General features: G+C 70.8%; 19 protein-coding genes. 12 read left to right on the top strand and 7 right to left on the bottom strand.

The features are described from left to right. Positions 1 to 83: 83 nt before the first annotated feature. Entirely contained in the window at positions 84 to 509 is a 426-nt protein-coding gene (gene dtd, locus ACP4J3_RS48970) for a D-aminoacyl-tRNA deacylase (protein ID WP_426544464.1), read from the bottom strand. 158 nt (positions 510 to 667) lie between these two features. Here dtd and ACP4J3_RS48965 point away from each other — a divergent pair, with 158 nt between their 5' ends. Together ACP4J3_RS48965 and ACP4J3_RS48960 are read left to right on the top strand one after the other, a co-directional pair. Beyond that, complete coding sequence (locus tag ACP4J3_RS48965) at positions 668 to 1291, top strand: aerial mycelium formation protein (RefSeq protein WP_426544462.1); 624 nt, start codon at positions 668 to 670, stop codon at positions 1289 to 1291. A 470-nt stretch (positions 1292 to 1761) separates the two neighbouring features. Beyond that, positions 1762 to 3021 carry a GNAT family N-acetyltransferase gene (locus ACP4J3_RS48960; RefSeq protein WP_426544460.1) on the top strand — a complete coding sequence of 420 codons (1260 nt, stop codon included), beginning with the start codon at positions 1762 to 1764 and terminating at the stop codon, positions 3019 to 3021. Between the two features lie 198 nt (positions 3022 to 3219). On the opposite strand, the gene ACP4J3_RS48955 is transcribed toward ACP4J3_RS48960, so the two are convergent. Next, the gene (locus ACP4J3_RS48955; RefSeq protein WP_030948647.1) at positions 3220 to 3399 is read right to left on the bottom strand and encodes a hypothetical protein; all 180 of its coding nucleotides are present in this window, start codon (positions 3397 to 3399) and stop codon (positions 3220 to 3222) included. Between the two features lie 133 nt (positions 3400 to 3532). Between ACP4J3_RS48955 and ACP4J3_RS48950 the strand changes: the two genes are divergently transcribed. Next, complete coding sequence (locus ACP4J3_RS48950) at positions 3533 to 4456, top strand: winged helix-turn-helix domain-containing protein (RefSeq protein WP_426544458.1); 924 nt, start codon at positions 3533 to 3535, stop codon at positions 4454 to 4456. A gap of 41 nt (positions 4457 to 4497) precedes the next feature. Here the strand turns inward: ACP4J3_RS48950 and ACP4J3_RS48945 are convergent, their stop codons facing one another. Further along, on the bottom strand, positions 4498 to 4686 hold the full coding sequence (locus ACP4J3_RS48945) for a hypothetical protein (RefSeq protein WP_062723799.1): 189 nt from the start codon (positions 4684 to 4686) through the stop codon (positions 4498 to 4500). Between the two features lie 153 nt (positions 4687 to 4839). Between ACP4J3_RS48945 and ACP4J3_RS48940 the strand changes: the two genes are divergently transcribed. Together ACP4J3_RS48940 and ACP4J3_RS48935 are read left to right on the top strand one after the other, a co-directional pair. Next, on the top strand, positions 4840 to 5718 hold the full coding sequence (locus ACP4J3_RS48940) for a winged helix-turn-helix domain-containing protein (protein ID WP_426544455.1): 879 nt from the start codon (positions 4840 to 4842) through the stop codon (positions 5716 to 5718). Between the two features lie 29 nt (positions 5719 to 5747). Next, on the top strand, positions 5748 to 6467 hold the full coding sequence (locus ACP4J3_RS48935; protein WP_426544453.1) for an HAD family hydrolase: 720 nt from the start codon (positions 5748 to 5750) through the stop codon (positions 6465 to 6467). Here ACP4J3_RS48935 and ACP4J3_RS48930 read toward each other — a convergent pair. Next, on the bottom strand, positions 6458 to 6640 hold the full coding sequence (locus tag ACP4J3_RS48930) for a hypothetical protein (RefSeq protein WP_426544451.1): 183 nt from the start codon (positions 6638 to 6640) through the stop codon (positions 6458 to 6460). The genes ACP4J3_RS48935 and ACP4J3_RS48930 overlap by 10 nt on opposite strands. Positions 6641 to 6815: 175 nt before the next feature. On the opposite strand from ACP4J3_RS48930, the gene ACP4J3_RS48925 reads away from it, so the two are divergent. Then, the gene (locus ACP4J3_RS48925; protein WP_426544449.1) at positions 6816 to 7694 is read left to right on the top strand and encodes a winged helix-turn-helix domain-containing protein; all 879 of its coding nucleotides are present in this window, start codon (positions 6816 to 6818) and stop codon (positions 7692 to 7694) included. Positions 7695 to 7706: 12 nt separating this feature from the next. Here the strand turns inward: ACP4J3_RS48925 and ACP4J3_RS48920 are convergent, their stop codons facing one another. Further along, entirely contained in the window at positions 7707 to 8462 is a 756-nt protein-coding gene (locus ACP4J3_RS48920; protein WP_426544447.1) for an HAD family hydrolase, read from the bottom strand. Positions 8463 to 8740: 278 nt separating this feature from the next. Between ACP4J3_RS48920 and ACP4J3_RS48915 the strand changes: the two genes are divergently transcribed. From ACP4J3_RS48915 to ACP4J3_RS48900, 4 genes are all read left to right on the top strand, one after another. Next, a complete protein-coding gene (locus ACP4J3_RS48915) occupies positions 8741 to 9814 on the top strand; it encodes a phosphotransferase (RefSeq protein WP_426544445.1) in 1074 nt (357 codons plus the stop codon). A gap of 101 nt (positions 9815 to 9915) precedes the next feature. Continuing rightward, positions 9916 to 12087 carry a phosphotransferase gene (locus ACP4J3_RS48910; protein ID WP_426544443.1) on the top strand — a complete coding sequence of 724 codons (2172 nt, stop codon included), beginning with the start codon at positions 9916 to 9918 and terminating at the stop codon, positions 12085 to 12087. A 41-nt stretch (positions 12088 to 12128) separates the two neighbouring features. Further along, entirely contained in the window at positions 12129 to 12779 is a 651-nt protein-coding gene (locus tag ACP4J3_RS48905; protein WP_426544442.1) for a TetR/AcrR family transcriptional regulator, read from the top strand. Positions 12780 to 12820: 41 nt separating this feature from the next. Further along, positions 12821 to 14851, top strand: a complete 2031-nt coding sequence (locus ACP4J3_RS48900; protein ID WP_426544440.1) for a HelD family protein — start codon at positions 12821 to 12823, stop codon at positions 14849 to 14851. Positions 14852 to 14910: 59 nt separating this feature from the next. Here the strand turns inward: ACP4J3_RS48900 and ACP4J3_RS48895 are convergent, their stop codons facing one another. Continuing rightward, positions 14911 to 15750 (bottom strand): nitroreductase/quinone reductase family protein, encoded by an 840-nt coding sequence (locus ACP4J3_RS48895; protein ID WP_426544438.1) that lies wholly within the window; start codon positions 15748 to 15750, stop codon positions 14911 to 14913. Positions 15751 to 15934: 184 nt separating this feature from the next. Between ACP4J3_RS48895 and ACP4J3_RS48890 the strand changes: the two genes are divergently transcribed. Further along, complete coding sequence (locus tag ACP4J3_RS48890; protein WP_426544436.1) at positions 15935 to 16453, top strand: HAD domain-containing protein; 519 nt, start codon at positions 15935 to 15937, stop codon at positions 16451 to 16453. On the opposite strand, the gene ACP4J3_RS48885 is transcribed toward ACP4J3_RS48890, so the two are convergent. Further along, complete coding sequence (locus tag ACP4J3_RS48885; protein WP_426544434.1) at positions 16422 to 17315, bottom strand: NAD(P)-dependent oxidoreductase; 894 nt, start codon at positions 17313 to 17315, stop codon at positions 16422 to 16424. The genes ACP4J3_RS48890 and ACP4J3_RS48885 overlap by 32 nt on opposite strands. Before the next feature lie 55 nt (positions 17316 to 17370). Here ACP4J3_RS48885 and ACP4J3_RS48880 point away from each other — a divergent pair, with 55 nt between their 5' ends. After that, complete coding sequence (locus tag ACP4J3_RS48880) at positions 17371 to 17721, top strand: winged helix-turn-helix transcriptional regulator (RefSeq protein WP_426544466.1); 351 nt, start codon at positions 17371 to 17373, stop codon at positions 17719 to 17721. Positions 17722 to 17921 lie beyond the last annotated feature (200 nt).

Here is a 17921-nt window from a genome sequence, read left to right as displayed (position 1 = left end):
GGCCCTCACCCATTTCAAGATCGATCAGCCGTGAGCCCTGTCACCGTCCACAACCTCCCGGGACAGAACACCTAGTCAGCGCTCTAGATCTCCACGAGCACCGTGAACGGGCCGTCGTTCGTCAGCGACACCCGCATCTTGGCGCCGAACCGGCCCGTCGCCACCGTCGCGCCCAGGCCGCGCAGTTGGGCGACGACTTCGTCGACGAGCGGCTCGGCGACGTCGCCGGGGGCGGCGGCGTTCCAGGTGGGCCTGCGCCCCTTGCGTGCATCGCCGTAGAGGGTGAATTGACTGATGACGAGAAGCGGGGCATCGATGTCGCTGCACGACTTCTCGTCGTCCAGCATGCGGATCGACCAGAGCTTGCGGGCGAGTTGGGCCGCCTTCTCCTTGGTGTCCTCATGGGTCACCCCGACGAGGACGCACAGCCCTTCACCGCTGATCTCCCCGACGGTCTCACCGTCCACGACGACACTCGCGCCGTCCACTCTCTGCACCACAGCTCGCATGCGGCCATCATGCCGTGCGCAGGCGAGTACCCGGTAAGGGGCTTCATTTTGGAGCCCTAAGCACCCATCTGGGGCTGTTCACGGGCGCTCGGTCACATAGCGGCCCTTTGGGATGGCACGATGCTCCCACACGCCGGTCGAGGGGACGGTAGAGGCACATGAGCACACCGAGTACCGGGCAGCCGCCTGGGGCTGTCGTGCTGACCCAAGCGGGTCAGCCGGCCGCCTTCAGGCCGCCCACACAGCGCACCGCCGACGATCCGGGCCCGGGCCCGCACGCACGGCTGCCCGTGGAACCGCCCGAGCAGGACCTGACCGTGCTGAGTCTGCCCGAACTGCGCACCCTGCGGCGGGACGCCCAGCGCGACGAGGCGGACCTGAGTTATGTACGGCGACTGCTGCAGGGGCGGATCGACATCCTGCGGGCGGAACTCGCGCGCCGCTCTCCCGCGGGCGCGGCGTCGGTCGTGGACCGCCTCCCGGAGATCCTCACCGACGCCCCGGCCCGCCATCGCTCCTCGGCCCGCCATGTGACGCTGGGCACCCCGCAGAGCGAGGAGTACCGGAGGCTGGCGTCGGAGATGCTGGCCGAGGTGGAACTGTCGGACCTGACCGCCCGCACGGACGCCGAGCTGAACACCGCGATGGGGCGACTCGTGCGCTACGAGCACGAGGTGTCGGGCCGCCGCCAGGCGCTGCAGCGCACGACCGACGAGTGCAGCGCGGAGATCGCCCGCCGCTACCGAGACGGCGAGGCCCAGGTGGACGACCTGCTGACGTAGGGGTGGGGTTCGACGCCGGTCGGCATCATCCGGCTCGTCCGGGGTTCGGGTCGCGCCCCCAACGGGCGGGCGAGGCCATCCGGTTCGTCCGGTGTTTGGGGGCAAGTCTTGGCCGTCCCGAGCCCTCGCGCGCCCGTTGGGGGGCCACCTTTCAACGTGGGTCGGCGCCATCCGGTTCGTCCGGTGTGTGAGGACGAGTCTTGGCCGTCCCGAGCCCCCACCCACCCGCTGGGGGCGCTACCTTTCAGCGCTGGTGGGCATCATCCGGGCGCCACCTTCCCACCCCGGCCCGCACATCCAGCCCGTCCGGCGTTTGAGGACAAGGCCCCTTCAGGGCCCCGGAGCGGGGTCTGGGGCGGTAGCCCCAGTGGGGTTGAAGGGGCGGAGCCCCTGGGGATGGGACGGGTAGGGGCGGCGGGGGCGAGGAAAACTCGGCGACACCTCCGCGCCCGCCCACCTACCGTGGCCCCATGACCCGCCCCGAACCCCACATCGACGTCCGCCCCATCACAGTGGCCGACATCCCCGACTGGATCCGGGCCCTGAACACCGGCTTCCTCCGCACCCCCGACGTCACGGAGGCGGAGATCGCGGACCGGTCCTCCTACATAGACCCCACCCGCACCCTCGGCGCCTACGACGCCGGCCGCTGCGTAGCCACCTTCCGATCCTTCGCCCAGGAGATCACCGCGGTCGGCGGCACCCCCGTCCCCGCCGACGCCATCTCCAACGTCACCGTCAGCCCCACCCACCGCCGCCGAGGCCTCCTCACCCGGATGATGGCCCACGACCTGACCGCGGCGAAGGACAGAGGCGACGTCGTGGCGACCCTGATCGCCGCCGAGTACCCGATCTACGGCCGCTACGGCTTCGGCCCGGCCACCTGGACCGCCCAGTGGACGGTCGACGTCCACCGCACCGGCCTCGACCCGAAGTGGTCCGGCCCGGACGACGGCGGCCGTATCGACCTCGTGGACGGCGCGGACGTACGCAAGATCGGCCCGGAGCTGCATGAGCGCGTGCGCCGCGCCCAGCCGGGTGCCGTCGACCGGGACGAGAGGTGGTGGCAGACCAACACCGGAGTGCTGCGCCCGGACAGGTCCCCGTGGACGGAGCCGTTCTACGCCGTGTACCGCGCGGCGGGCGGCGAGGTCGAGGGCCTGGTGTCGTACAAGGCGGACGATCACTGGGGCGACGGCAAGCAGCCGCTCAACACGGCCACCGTCAACTGGCTGAGCGCCACGACCCCGGCCGCCGAGCGCAACCTGTGGCGCTACCTGTGCTCGATCGACTGGATCGCGACGGTGAAGAGCGACTGGCGGGCCCCCGACGACCTGCTGCCCTTCGTCCTCCCCGACCCCCGGGCCGCCATGATCACATCGCTGGCGGACTGGCTGTGGGTGCGGGTCCTGGACGTCGTACGGGCTCTGGAGGCGCGTACGTATGCCGGGGAGGGCGTCCTGGTGCTGGAGGTCGTGGACCCGGCGGGGCTGAGCGGCGGGCGGTACCGGCTCGAGGCGGCCGCGGACGGGGCGTCATGCACGCCGACCACGGCCACCGCCGATCTCACCCTCGACATCGCCGAGTTGGGCACGCTGTGGCTCGGCGACGAGTCCGCCGTACGGCTCGCGGCGCTGGGGCGGGTGCGGGAAGAACGAGCGGGCGCCGCCCGGGTGGCCGACGCCCTGCTGCGTACGTCCAGGCGACCTTGGTGCCCGGACATCTTCTGACCCTCCTCTCTGCCGACGACAGGTCTGCTCATCCGTAGCGAGCTATGCGGTTGTAGTTGTTGATCACCGGTTGTCCAACGGTTGTTGTTCAGTTGTGGCTGTGCGAGTCACTGTCGCTGTTCAGTTGTCGCTGTTCGGTTGTGGCTGTGCTGACCGGCCGGGCTCCCGGCTCCCCTCCGGAAGGGAGCCCGGACGGCGCTAGTGGGCGAGCAGCATGACGAGGATCACCGCGCCGATGCCGCCGATCATGGTGTTCTTGGCCTTGATGCCGATGGACAGGGCGAGGAAGGCAATGATGCCCATCGGCCCGTACTTCCACTGGATGAGTTGCTCGAATCCAATGACGAGCGCGGCGACGGCGAGGTAGACAAGCGGCATGCTGGCCAACCTTCCTGAAGCTCGACCATGTTGCTTAAGTTGGCGACCAACTTCACTGTACTTATGACCGCCAGGAAGCGTCTTATAACCACCATCCCTGGAACTGCCTAAAGATGGCGGGAAGTTGTAATGTTTGGTCGTGGAGCCGAAACACGCCTCCGTCAATGGACGGAAGAGTTCACAGCGGCCACAGAAGTCACACCGGGAGGTCGCCGACGAGCTGCGCGCCCGGATCACCTCGGGCGAGTTGCGGCCTGGCCAGCGCATGCCCACCCAGGCCAGGCTGGCGGACGAGTTCGGCGTCGAGCGCGGAGCCGTACGGCAGGCGCTGCGCATCCTGCAGTCCGAGCACCTGCTCACCAATGTGTCCAAGGGCGCCCCGGCGACCGTCGCCCCCGACCTCGGCAAGGCGCTGACCGGTCCCGGAGCCCCGCCGGCGCCCACCATGGTGGCCCTCGGCCCGCGGATCGCGTCCGCCTTCGCGGCCCCGCACGTCGAGATCGACGCCCTGTGTCTCACCTCGGTCTCCCTCACCCTCGCCATCGGCGAGCCGCTCCGCCAGATCCACGCCGGGCAGCTCAAACCGGCCAAGGTCGACGTCCGGGTGCTGCTGCCGAGCCGTGACATCCCGCTCGCCTTTCCGACGCCGGTGGAGGACTCGGACTCGGACTCGACCGACGACGACCCCGTGCACCAGCGCTGGCTGGCGATGCGCAACGCCCAGGGACAGGTGCTGCGGCACAATCTGCAGGCGCTGCGCTCCACGCACGGCATCGATGTGCGGGTCACCTTCCGCGCGCTGCCGTTCACCCCGCCGGTGAAGCTGTACCTGCTCAACAGCACGGAGGCGCTCTTCGCCTACTACACGCTCAGCCGCCGCGAGGTGGAGATCGGGCAGCAGCAGCTCGAGATGTACGACGCCCCGGGCATCCAGTCCATGCTGTTCGCCTTCGAGCAGGGGGCCGGACTGCGGGACATGACGTTCGTGGAGCAGTCGCATGTGTGGTTCAACGCACTGTGGGAGACGATCAGTTCGGAGCTGCTGCTCTCGAGCTGATCATCCCCCACAGCGTTTGATCAGGGTGTTTGCCGATTGGATCATAGGGCGGGCCCCGAGACCAGGATCGCGAGGACGACGGCCCCGATGGAACTGACGGCCGGGCTCTTGGCCTTGATGCCTATGGTGAGCAGCAGCAGTCCGATGATGCCGGTGGCGCCGTACTTCCACTGGAGGGTCTGTTCGACGCCGACGACGAAGACGGCGGAGAGGAGTGCGAGGACGGGCATCGGTGTTTCCTCCTTCGGGCTCCTGGGGATGGAAGGATTACTTCCGCCAACTTGACCAACTTGACGCCAACTCTGATTAAGTTGTCCCCACTTGGCCCCCACCTTGAAACAAGGTACAAACAACTCCCACTAGATGGGTGTGAGTTGTAGCGTTTGGTCGTGACCCAGGAGAACGTGGCAGTGAACGGCAGCAGGAGACTCTCGCCCCAGGAGATCGCCGACATCCTGCGGGAACGCATCCGCGTCGGAGACCTCAAGGCGGGCGACCGTCTGCCCACCCAGGCCGAGCTGGCCGAGGAGTTCGGCGTCGAGCGAGGCACCGTACGCCAGGCCCTGCGCGCCCTCCAGGAGGACGGCCTGCTCACCAACGTCAGCAAGGGAAGCCCGCCGCGCATCGCCCTGCCGACCCCCACGCGGGGCGCCCCGCAGCCGACGATGGTCAGCCTGGCGCCCCGGCTGACGGAGGCCTTCTCGGCACCGCACGTCCGCGTGGACGTCGTATGCCACACCTCCGAGACCCTGATGCTGGCCCTGGGCGAACCGTTGCGCCTGATCCACGACGGCTCGATCCGCCCCGAGTCGATCGACGTCCGCGTCCTGCTGCCGTCGCGGGACATCCACCTCGCCTTCCCGGTGCTGGTCGAGGGAGGCGGCGACGACGACCCCGTGCACCAGCGCTGGCTGGCGATGCGCAACGCCCAGGCCCAGGTGCTGCGCCACAATCTCGAGGCCATGCGGTCGACGCACGGCGTCGATGTGCGGGTCACCTTCCGCGCGCTGCCGTTCACACCACCGGTGAAGCTCTATCTCCTCAACGGCGACGAAGCCCTGATCGGCTACTACGTCCTGACCGAGCGCCAGGAGGAGTACGAGAGCCGGACCCTGGACATGTACGACGCCCTCGGCTCCCAGTCCCTGCTGTTCTCCTTCGTGCGACAGGCCGGACAGCGCGACGCCGCGTTCGTGGAGGAATCCCAGAAGTGGTTCGACGCCCTCTGGGAAACCATCACCACTGACCTGACACTCTCCTAGTGACTTCTGATACGACGCAGACTGAACCCGTGACCGCCGAGACCGAGAACCAGACGGAACAGCTCCGGGAACTGATCAAGCACGCTCGCGTCGTGCTCTGGGACTTCGACGGACCGATCTGCCGCCTCTTCGCCGGGCACAAGGCGGAACGGGTGGCCATCGACCTGGTGGACTGGCTGGAGGGGCGAGGGCTGCACGGGTTGCTGACGGAGGAGGAGCGCGAGTCCCTCGACCCGCACGTCGTCCTGCGCGCCGTGGACCGCCGGCACCCCGGCAGCGACCTGGTCGCGGAACTGGAGGAGCGGCTCACCCAGGAGGAACTGCGGGCGACCTCCTCCGCGATGCCCACCGCGTATGCCGACCCGCTGATACGCACCTGGTCGGCGGTCGGATCCCGGTTGGCCATAGCCACCAACAACTCCCCCCGCGTGGTCCGCGCGTATCTGAACAGCCGCGGTCTGCTGCCCTGCTTCAGCCCTCACATCTACGGCCGCACCCAGGACCTGCACCGGCTGAAGCCGGACCCGCACTGCCTGAACCGTGCCCTGAACGCCATGGGCGCGGCCCCCACGTCCGCCCTGATGATCGGCGACACCCCCTCGGACCTCGTCGCCGCGAACAGCGCCGGAGTGCCGTTCCTGGGCTACGCGCGTAACGACCGCAAGGCGAAGCTGCTGCGGGAGGCCGGGGCCACCGCGGTCGTGGATTCGCTGGGGTCGGTACTGCGAGGGGTGCGGGCTCAGGCCTGACTCATCAGGAACACGAACAGCACGACCGCCCCCACCGCGAGCTGGTTGTGCCGGGCCCGGACACCGATGAAGACGGCTGTCAGGACGACCAGCCCCATCACCCCCAACCTCGCTTGCGCCATCAGGCCCAGCGTCAACTCGGTTAATGCGCACAGCGCCTGGAACAGCACCATGTCCCCCACCCGCACCTTTCGGATTCATCAAGGCGCCCAATTGGCCTTCCAATTGGGCTGGTTGGCCTGAGATTGGTTTTCCCTGACGGCTAGATCCCTTAACTGGACCGGCGGTTGGACCGGTCAGTTGACTGAAATCGGTGTGCAGGCGGGTGAGAAGCGGTACGGTCGGCGGGTGGGTGGACAGCGGGCCGCCGAGGGAGGCGGCAAGGAGTTCGAGCGAGTGCTGGACGCACTCCTCCTCCGTATGTCCGACGGCACCTACGCCCTGGGCTCCCTGCTGCCGCCGCAGCGTGAGCTGGCCCAGGACCTGGGGGTCTCCCGGGACACCGTCCAACGAGTGCTGAGGGAGCTCGTCGAGCGCGGGCTCGTCGAGTCCCGGCAGGGCAGCGGATCCCGGGTGATCGGGTCGCCGCCGCCCCAGGACCGGCAGCAGCCCGCCGGCCGCTCGGCGCATCCGGGCCGTATGACCCTGGGCCCGCACATGGCCAGGGCGTTCCAGGAGCCCGAGGTCGCCCTGGACGTCTTCACCTTCACCTCCGAGTCCCTGGCCGCGCACTTCTGGATCCAGGCCGAGCGGATCCGCTCCGGGGAGGTCGCCCCGCGGCGGATCGCCCTGCGCATGCTGCTGCCCTCGGAGGACCTGCCGCTGCCCTATCCGCGGACCGTCGGCAACCCGGACGACCCCCGCCCGCAGGAGCGGCTGCGCGGGATAACCCGGCGCCATCTGCAGTCGCTGCGGCTCGTCCTGCAGGAGCTGGAGGCCGAACAGCTCGTGGGGGAGGTCGACGTCGCCATCCGGTGGGCGCCGCTCACCCCGACGTTCAAGCTCTACCTCTTCAACCGCACGGAAGCCCTGCACGGCATGTACAAGGTGGTCGAACGCCCCGTCGTGCTGGACGAGGAGACGATTCCCGCCCTCGACGTCGTCGGGCTCGGCGCCGTCCTGGAGCACCATGTGACGGACGACGATCCCAACTCACCCGGCTCCGTCTTCGTGACCGAGCGGCAGGAGTGGTTCGACTCCGTCTGGGAGTATCTGGCGACCGAGTGACCGCGTCGGGGCTCAGCGCGTCGGGAGGGTCGACAGCGCGCTCATGAGCGGCTCGAACGAGGCGATCACGCTGTGCGCGCCCCCGTGCCGCATCAGTGCCGCCGTCCTCTCGTCCCGGGTGAGGCCGAGGAACGGCACCTGCGCGCTCCGGGCCGCAGCCAGGTCGGTGAGCTGGTCGCCGATCAGCAGGGTCCGGGACGGGTTCGGCCTGCCGAGCTCGGCCAGGGCGCGGTCGACGACGTGGCGATGCGGCTTCATCAGATGCGGATCGTGCGGGTCGCGGCCCAGCACGGCCGTGAAGTGCCTCAGCAGATTCCGTCGTTCGAGGTACTCGCGCACCGGGCCCTCGGCGTTGTTGGTCACGATCAGCAGGGTCTTGCCGAGCCGGTCCAGCTCGCCCACGAGCTCGCTCGCACCGGGCGTGGGGGCCGCCCGGAGCACCGCCGCGTACTCGTACCGGGTGACGATGCCGTCCGCCCAGCCCAGCCGCGTCCCACGGTGGCCGCCCGGACGCCGTACCGCCATGTCGGCCAGGTGGCGCAGCACCCCGTGGGAGTCGGCGCAGGCCTTCACACGAGGGTCGAGCCATCCCCACTCGTCCAGGGCCCGTTCCTTGACCTCGTCGGCGATGTGCGCGGTGCAGGCGCCGCGGAACAGGTCGCACACCGGGCCGTCGAAGTCGAGCAGTACGGCGTCGGCCCGTTCGAGGAGGCGGTGCGGCGTGTCACGGTCGCCGCGGCCGTCGTACATGGTGCATGTCGTCGTCACCGGGACAGTGTGGGACTACTGGGATGTCTGGGGCGGCAGGGTGGGACGTCGGGCGCGCCGGGCCATGTGTCGACTGCCGCGGGTACTCACCCGTTCGGGTGAACGTGACGCGCTCCTGACTCAGGGGGTTCGGTGCGAACAGTCGCGTCACTTCTGGCACGATGCGCTCTCACAGGGGGATGCCGTGCAACACGTCCCCGCCACTGGCGCGGGACCGGTCGAGAGAGCGGGCGATGTCAGCAGAAGGGGTGTCCCCGACACGGGAACGAGCCGTTCGGATGAGCGGCGGTGACGCGAGCGCGGTCGAAGGTCCGCTCGAGGGCTATCACCACGAGACCTATGTGATCCCCCTGCCCGACGCGGCGGGTGAGGACGAGGACGACGAGGACGCCGCTCCGGTCCGGGCCAAGTGCCGTGCGCCGCGCGGCGGCCTGCTGTGGTTCGACCGGCGTTGCTTCGTCTCGGAGGAGCAACTGCTGCAGGCACTTCAGGGCCGGATCACCGGTGTCCCGGACCTGATCGAGGTCGGCGAGATCCGGTTGCAGCGGTTCATCGAGGGCCGCACGCTGGGTTCGCGGTACGCCGCCGGGCGGACGGTTCCCGAGCCCGTGGTCGACCAGATCCTGGACCTGTTCCGGCAGTTGATCGGTGTCTCACCCGGGTCCCTGGCGGCCGAGCGGCGCTGTGTGCCCGAGGACCGTGCCGAGGACGGGGACTGCGCGGGGTTCCTGGAGGGGCTGGTCCGGTTCGTCGAGGAGCGCGTCTACCAGGACAACCTCGCCTCCTTCGAAGAGCTCTTCGCCGCCCTGGGCGTGGACGAGGACTCCTTCCGCGCCCTGCGCAAACACGTCGTCGTCCCCGGTTTGGCGGAACGGCCCTTCTGCCTGCTGCACGCCGATCTGCACCGCGAGAACTTCGTCCTCGACCCGGCCGGCCGCCTGTGGACCATCGACTGGGAGCTGGCCATGGTGGGCGACCCGCTCTACGACCTGGCCACGCATCTGTACCTGATGCGCTATCCGGACCAGCAGCAGGAACGGTTGATCGAACGGTGGTGCGCAGTGGCCGAGGAGATCCGGCCCGGCAGCACCGAGGGCCGGCGGGAGGACCTGCCGAGGCTGCTGGACTTCAAACGGGCCCAGAGCGTGTTCACCGACGTCATCCGGGCGACCGAGATCCTGGACACCGGCAGGTCGTTCAACTGGCGGCGCTGGCCCACCGAGGCCATGAGGGTGCAGCGGGTGCTGGCCCGGGCGGCCGTACCGCTGGGGCTCGACGAGGTGCCGACTCTGCGGACCGTGGCCGCCTCGCTGCTGGACTGGTACCGGCTGCGGGGGCGGCGCACCTCATAGGGTCGACAGAACGACTTCCGGCCGCGCGGCGCTCCCGGTTGCTCTACAGTCTCGACTACCTGTTCTTCCTCCTTCAGGAACGCGCGGCACAGGAAAGCCATTTGAACGCAGCACTCGCACGTCCGCCCACCGTGTACGCGGAGTTCGTCCGGTACGCCGAGGAGAACGGACGGCAGCTCCAAGGGCATCACCACACCAACTACCTCGTGCCGTTGACCCCTGAGATGGCGTTACTGCTGCGGCAACCGGTGAACGGTCCCGTACTGGTGCGCATACCCCGCCCCGACATCCTGCGTGTGGTGTTCAAGACCTGGGCGGACGAGGCGGCGGTGCTCGATGCCATCAGGGGAACGGTGGAGCATGCTCCGGTCTGCCTGGCCCACGACTGGATGACCTCGGCCGTCCACACCTATGTGCAGGGCGTTCCGCTGTCGAAGACCTGCCGCGACGTCGCGAAGGTCGACCGCTCGCTGATCGCGGCGATGGCCGAGGGGCTAGCCCGGCTGGCCCGGGTCGACCGCGACGCGGTGCCGCCGCTGCCGCACGGGTGGCCGGCTCCCCCGGAGACCCGGGAGTTCCTGCGCACGGTCGTGGAACTGACGGAGCGGGACGTCAGAAGGCCCAACTCGGACCGCTACCAAGGGATGTTCGACCGACTCGGGGTGCGGCCCGGCGCCCTGATGAGACTGGCCGGCCGGGTGCCTCCGATGGCCAGGCGGCCGTTCAGCCTCCTCCACGGCGACCTGCACCGCGACAACGTCATCGTGACGCGCGACGGCGATCCGCCGCTGGTCTTCGTCGACTGGGAACTCGCCTCGTACGGCGACCCGCTGTACGACCTCGCGGTCCATCTCGTGCGCACGGGGCACACCCCGGCCCAGCGGAACGCGGCGATCGCCGCCTGGGCCAAGGCCGTTCGGCAATGGAACCCCGAGGCGGCGAACGGGCTGAGCGACGACCTGAGGCACTACATCGCGTTCGAGAGAGCGCTGTCCGTCTTCCCGGACGTGATGCGCGTCCTGCACACCCTGGAGCTGCGCCTGCCGAGCGAGCGGTGGCTGAGGGAGGCCACGGTCCGGGTCCAGGGCGCGCTGACCGCCGCCGCCGAACTGCTCGACATCGACCCGGTTCCGCCGCTGAGCGACATCTGGTTGCTGCTGAAGCGGTGGGCGGAGTTCGTCCACGGCGCCCCGGTCGACCGGGTCCGCCGGGTGCCCGTGCAGTGGCACCCGGACCGGGCGCATCCGTGCCGCCAGGACTTCCCCGACTCGTGCGTGGACCGGGCGCTGGCCGACGAGTGCCGGGCCCCCGAGGGCCGGCTGCTGCGCGGCACGACCCATGTCAACACGGTGGTCGTGGCGCAGGTCGACAGGGCGGACGTCCCGGTGGTGGTGCGACGCCGGGTGGCGGGACCGCGGCGGCGGAACGATTCGCGGACGCTCGACGAGCACACGGTCCTGCGGGCCCTGGAGGAGGAGGGCGTGCAGGTCCGGGCGCCGCGCGTGCTGGCGCTGGGGGAGGGCGGCCGGCGGCCCGGTGCCTTCGCCGTACAGACATATCTGGGCCCGCGTGACGGGTCCGCGCCCGAGCACCCCGCGGACGGCCTGCGGCCGCACGAGGCCGAGAGCGTCGTCGACCAGCTCTACGAGCTCACCAGGGTGGACTACCTGGCCCTCGACCCGACGGCGTCGTCCGATGGTTTCTACCAGCAGCGCGTGGACGAACTCGGCGACCTGGTCCGGCGGCTGCCCGACGACGTGCGCGCACTGGCCGAGGGACTCGGCCTGCCCGGCCGTCGACAGCTCCACGCCATCCTGTCGCGGCACACGGTCGAGCGACGTACGCCGACGCTGCTGCACGGCGATCTGAACCCGTGGAAGCTGGTGCGCACCGTCGACGAGCGGTTCGGCATCGGCCTCATCGGCTGGGACCGGGCCCGGGTGGGCGACCCGCTGTACGACCTGGTGCGGCACACCTACCTGGCCCGGACCGACGACCGCCGCAAGCACTTCATGAAGCGCCACTGGGAACGCACCCTGCCCCGCCACTACACCCGGGGCTGGCTGTCCGACTGGGGCAAGTACGAGCGCCTGGAGATCGTCCGCGCCGCCTACGAGGACCTCGACCACCTGGTCTCGGGCCGACACCCGAACGTGCCCCGCGTCCGCACGGCGGTGGAGTCCTACGCCTGGACCCTGCAAGCCGCCCTGGCCGAACTGAACCTGGAACCGCGCCGCGACAACCCCTATCTCCTGCGCGCCCTGCCGCAATAGCCGCCGGGGGCGGCGGGCCGGCCGCGCGTAGGCTCACAGTCATGAGTGACGACGGTGACGCCGAGATCGGTCTGCGCGAGCGCAAGAAGCGCCGTATGTACGAGACCGTGTCCGAGACCGCCATCCGGCTCTTCGTCGAGAAGGGCTTCGACGCCGTCTCCGTCGCCGAGGTCGCCGCCGCCGCCGAGATCTCCAAGCCGACGCTGTTCCGGTACTTCCCGGCGAAGGAGGACCTGGTGCTGTACCGGATCGCCGATCACGAGGGGGAGGCGGCGCGCGTGGTGCGGGAGGGGCCCTCGCCCCTCGAGGCGCTGCGGCGGAACTTTCTGGACGGCATCGAGCGGCTCGATCCCATCACCGGGCTCAATGATCACCCCGCGGTCCTCGCCTATCACTCGCTGGTGTACGGGACCCCGGCCCTGATCGCCCGTATGCACGCCTACCTGGAGCGTTCGGAGGCCGCGCTCGCCGAGGCGCTGGGCGGGGACCTGGACGCGCGGCTGGCGGCGGGGCAGATCGTGGCCGTGCAGCGGATCCTCGCGCAGGAGAACTGGCGGCGGATCTCGGCGGGCGAGCCGGTGGCCGAGGTCAAGGCGGACGCGGTGGTGGCGGCCGAGCGGGCGTTCGGGCTGCTGGAGTCGGGGCTGCCCCCGCTGGCCGCCGCGCCCACCTCGCAAGGCGAGTCTCGGTAAATAATTTAACTCAGTCTCATTCCTTCTGTACGCTTGCTGGAATGACGCCGACCGACCCCGCCCTCCACCGCGCCCTCCGCCAGGAACGAACCCACCACGACCGCTGCCGCACCGCCCTCGCCGGCATGCTCGAAGGCGCCGACGAACAGGTCGTCATCGGCGAGAACGCCTCCGCGTCCGGAGCCGACGCCGAGGTCCTGGGCTACCAGTTGCGCAGCCAGGCCAAGGCGCTGCGCGAGCTGCCCGAGGGCCCGCTGTTCTTCGGGCGGCTGGACTTCACCGGCGGGGATCACCAGGCGCTGCACATCGGACGGCTGCGGATCAGCGAGCACCCCGCCGAGCCGCCCCTCGTCGTCGACTGGCGCGCCCCCGTCTCCCGCGCCTTCTACCAGGCCTCCGCCCGGGACCCGCAGGGCGTCGCCGTACGACGGCGCTTCGGCTGGGCGCCGGGAAGCCGCGGCGCCGCCACCGACCTCACCGGCCTGGAGGACGAGCACCTCGACCGCGGCGAGTCCCGCGCGAGCGAGATCGTCGCCCGGGAGATCGAACGCCCTCGCGTCGGGCCGATGCGCGACATCGCCGCCACCATCCAGCCCGAGCAGGACGATCTCGTACGGGGCGACCTCGCCGTCTCCCTGTGCGTACAGGGCGCCCCCGGCACCGGCAAGACCGCCGTCGGCCTGCACCGCGCCGCGTATCTGCTCTACACCCACCCGCAGCGCATCCGGCGCGGCGGCCTGCTGATCCTCGGACCCAACCGCACCTTCCTGTCGTACATCTGCGAGGTGCTGCCCGCCCTCGGCGAGATCGGCGTACGCCAGTCCACGCTGCGGGACGAGATCGCCCGGCATCCGGTCAGCGGGACGGACGAGGAGCGGGCGGCCGTCGTGAAGCACGACGCCCGGATGGCCCAGGTGCTGCGGCGGGCCCTGTACGCGAGGGTGGGCGCGGGCGAGGGGATCGGTGCGCTCGCCGTGCCCGAGGGGTCGTACCGGTGGCGGGTGCCGGGGGAGGAGCTGCTGCGGATCGTTGCGGGGGTGCGGGCCGAGGAGCCGCCGTATGCCGTGGGGCGGGAGCGGGTGCGGACGCGGATCGTGCGGCGGATCCTGGAGCAGGCCGAGCGGCGGGGCGGGCCGCCGGGTGCCGCGTGGGTGCGGAAGATCTCGCGGGCGCGGGCGGTCGGGGAGTACGTCGAGGCGGTGTGGCCGAAGGTCCGGCCCGAGGAGGTCGTGTCCCGGCTGCTGATGGATCCGCAGGCGCTGGCGGAGGCCGCCGACGGGCTGCTGGACGCCGACGAGCAGAAGGCGCTGCTGTGGGCGAAGCCGCCGCGGTCGTGGAAGTCGGCCCGCTGGTCGGCCGCCGACCTCGTGCTGCTCGACGAGGTCGCCGGGCTCATCGAGCATCCGCAGGGCTACGGCCATGTCGTCGTCGACGAGGCGCAGGACCTGTCCCCGATGGAGTGCCGGGCGATCGCGCGCCGGGCCGCCTTCGGGTCGGTGACCGTGCTGGGGGATCTGGCACAGGGGACGACGCCGTGGGCCGCGCGCTCGTGGCGGACGGTGCTGGCGCACCTCGGCAAGCCGGACGCGGTCGTCGTACCGCTCACCACGGGGTTCCGGGTGCCGGGGGTGGTGCTGGAGCTGGCCAACCGACTGCTGGAGCGGGTGGATGTGGAGGTGCCGGCGGCCCGTTCGCTGCGCGGGGACGGGGAGCTGCGCTTCCGGGCGGCGGACGGCGATGGCGATCTGCCGCGTGCGGTGGTGGACGCCGTACGGGATGCGCTGGGCCGGGAGGGATCGGTCGGGGTCGTCGCCGCCGACGCCGACGTGGCCCGGGTGCGCCGGGCGCTGGGGGAGGCCGGGATCGAGGCCGGGGGCGCGCAGGAGACGGGGGCGCGGGTGGCCGTCGTGCCGGCGAGCGTGGTCAAGGGGCTGGAGTACGACCATGTCGTCGCCGTGGAGCCGGCGGCGATCGTGGCGGGGGAGGAGCGGGGGTGGCGGCGGCTGTACGTGGTGGTGACGCGGGCGGTGGCGGGGCTGGAGGTGGTGCACGGGAGGCCGCTGCCGTGGTGAGCCCTGAGCGGGTCCGGGGACGTGCTCAGCGGGTCGACGGCCTCCCGTACTCCCGCCTCCTACGCCGCGTCCAGAACCGGTATCAACTGCTCCTCCTCGTACGCCAGATGCGCCTCCAGCTCCCGCGTCAGGCGCTCCACCTCGGCGCGGGCGGCGGCCGGGTCCGCGTGCTCGGCGGTCACGACGCCCCGCAGGTCCTCGACGAGCGCGGCGATGTGCTCGTGCTCCTCGCGCAGGCGGGACAGGACGGGGGCCAGCTCGGGGTGGCTGTCGGCCAGGTGCGGGAACATGGCGATGTCCTCGCCGGTGTGGTGGTTGTGCAGGCCGGTGCAGAAGGTCAGGCAGTTGATGCGGAGCTGGGCGCCCAGGGCGGTGCCGCCGCTGTTCATCTCCTCGCGTATCAGGGCGAGCTCACGGCGGAAGACGTCGTGGACGACCTTGATGGCCTCGCCCATGGAGGAGGCGTTGATGTTCCCGGGACCGCCCTGGGCCAGGGAGTGCAGGGCGATCACGGGAATCACCCGCTCCGTCTTCTCCTGATACGCCGCCCACCCCGGATCGGCCTCCACGGCCCGCGCGAAGGCCCGGTCCCGCTCCTCGCCCTCGAGGACGACCGCCCGCGCCTCGTAGGTGAACGCGCCGCTCTCGACGGTGACTTGGGGGTTGGCCACGAGGTTGTGGAACCACGCCGGGTGCGTGGGCGCGCCGGCGGCCGAGGCGATGACCAGGGCGCGGTCGCCGCCGTCGGGGAGGTAGCCGACAGGGGTGGTGTGGGGGCGGCCGGTGCGGGCGCCGGTGGTGGTGAGCAGAAGGAGCCGGGCGCCTTCGAAGTAGCCGCCGACGCGGCCCTTGTTGGCGCGGAACTCCTCGATGACCTGCTGATTGAAGTCGTGGGGCATTCTCTCGCTTTCTCTTCGCTGGTTCCGGTACGGAGGCGAAGAGAAAGAGGCGGGCTCCTGGCCCGCCGCCGCGACCTCACTCAGAGGCCGGGCAACACCCAACTCGCTCACGGCACAAGGCCGACCCGGCAGTCATACGTCCGACAGTAGCGCAGCCGCCCGCCGAGGGTGATCCTGTTTTCCGATGCTCCTTTTCCTCGACGTCGACGGAACCCTGGTCCCCTTCGGGGCGGAACGGCCGTACCCCCGGTACGCGCCGCCCCGCACCCTGCCCGAGCCCGCCGCCCACCCCCTGCTCACCCGGGTCGACCCCGCCCTCGGCACCCGCCTGCAGCGGCTCACCGAACTCGGCGTCGAGCTGGTGTGGGCCACGACCTGGATGGACGACGCGAACACCACCCTCGCGCCCTGGCTCGGCCTGCCCCCGCTGCCGGTCGTGGACTGGCCGGAGGAGGACGCGCAGCCCTCGCTGGGGCTCCGCGCCCCGCACTGGAAGACCCGGCCGCTGGTGGCCTGGGCCGCGGGGCAGCCCTTCGCCTGGGTCGACGACGAGATCACCGACGTCGACCGCGCCTGGGTGGCCGCCCGCCACCCCGCGCCCGCCCTCCTCCACCGGGTCGACCACCGCTACGGACTCACCGACCGCGACTTCGCCGTACTGGAGGAATGGCTCACCGCCGGGGACGGCCCAGCAGCTCGGTGACCCGCATGAAGCCGTCCGTCCCATGGCCGAGCGCGACGGCCCGGCGGGCCTGGCCCTCGGCGGCGCGCATCACGGACGCCTCGATGCCACGGGACTCGGAGGCCTCGACGATGTGCGCCATGGAGGAGACGGCGGAGGTGATCGGGTTGAGTTCGCCGGAGTAGATGCCGTCGTCGACGTCGCCCGCGAACTCCTCGAAGAGCGGCGACAGGATCGCGCCGATGCCCTGTGCGAAGGGGGCCAGCTCCCGGGCGGTGATGCCCTCGGCCCCGGCCACGGCCAGGGCGTGCGCGTAGCCCGACATGGCCGTCCAGAAGATGTCGAGCAGGGCGATGTCGTAGGCGGCGGCCCGGCCGATGTCCTCGCCGAGGTGGGTGTGGGTGCCGCCCAGCGCGTCCAGGACGGGCCGGTGCTCGCGGTACACGTCCGCGGGGCCGCAGTGCAGGAACACCGCGTCGGACGTCCCGATCGTGGTGGTCGGGGTCATGATCGCGCCGTCCAGGTAGCGGATGCCGTGCGCGGCAGCCCAGTCGGCCGTGTCCCGGGCGCGGGCCGGGGTGTCGGCGGTCAGGTTGACGACCGTACGGCCCTTGAGCGCGTCGGTGACGGTGTCCTGGCGCAGAACGGCGTCGGCGGCGTCGTAGTTCACCACGCAGACGACGGTCAGCGGAGCGGCGGCGACGGCCTCCGCCGCGGACGCGGCCGTGGTGGCGCCGCGGTCGCGGAGCTCCCGGTCCCGCCCCGGCGTACGGTTCCACACGGTGACCCGGAGGCCCGCGTCCAGGAACGCGCCGGCCAGGGCCCGGCCCATCGGCCCCAGACCGAGGACGGTGACGGCGGGCTCGTCGGCGTACGTGGACATGACTCAACTCCCTGTAGTGTGGCGACAATTACTGACAAAAGGGGTGGGGATGGATATGGCGAGTCGGCGCCATGACCCGAACGTCTGCGGGGTGACCGCCGCGATCTCCGTGATCGACGGCAAGTGGAAGACGTCGCTGCTGTGGCTGCTGGAGTCCGGCCCGCACCGCCCGGCGGAACTGCGCCGCCGGCTGCCGGGCCTCAGCGAGAAGGTGCTGACCCAGGCGCTGCGCGAGATGGAGACGGACGGACTGGTCCACCGCGAGGTGTACGACGTGGTGCCGCCGAAGACCGTCTACTCCCTGACCGACTTCGGCCGCGATCTGTCCGAGGCTCTCGGCCCGCTCTCCGACTGGGGCCACCGCCGCCTGGAGCGGCTGGCCGAGACCGCCTCGTCGGCCTCCTGACCTGTACGCCACCTCCGTCCGCCGTCTCGTCGATCACCCACATCAAGGGTCGGACGGCGGGGCCGTGCTGCCAAGTACCCACAAATAAGTGGGTATCGGCGCCGAGGCCGGCGATGTGGCGCGCTAGGTGTTCTGTCCCGGGAGGTTGTGGACGGTGACAGGGCTCACGGCTGATCGATCTTGAAATGGGTGAGGGCCTT

Origin of the sequence: Streptomyces sp. UG1, from assembly GCF_049974585.1 — a bacterium.
Classification (GTDB): Bacteria; Actinomycetota; Actinomycetes; order Streptomycetales; family Streptomycetaceae; genus Streptomyces.
Note: the sequence above shows the minus strand (reverse complement) of the source record. Positions and strands in the feature narration are given on the sequence as shown.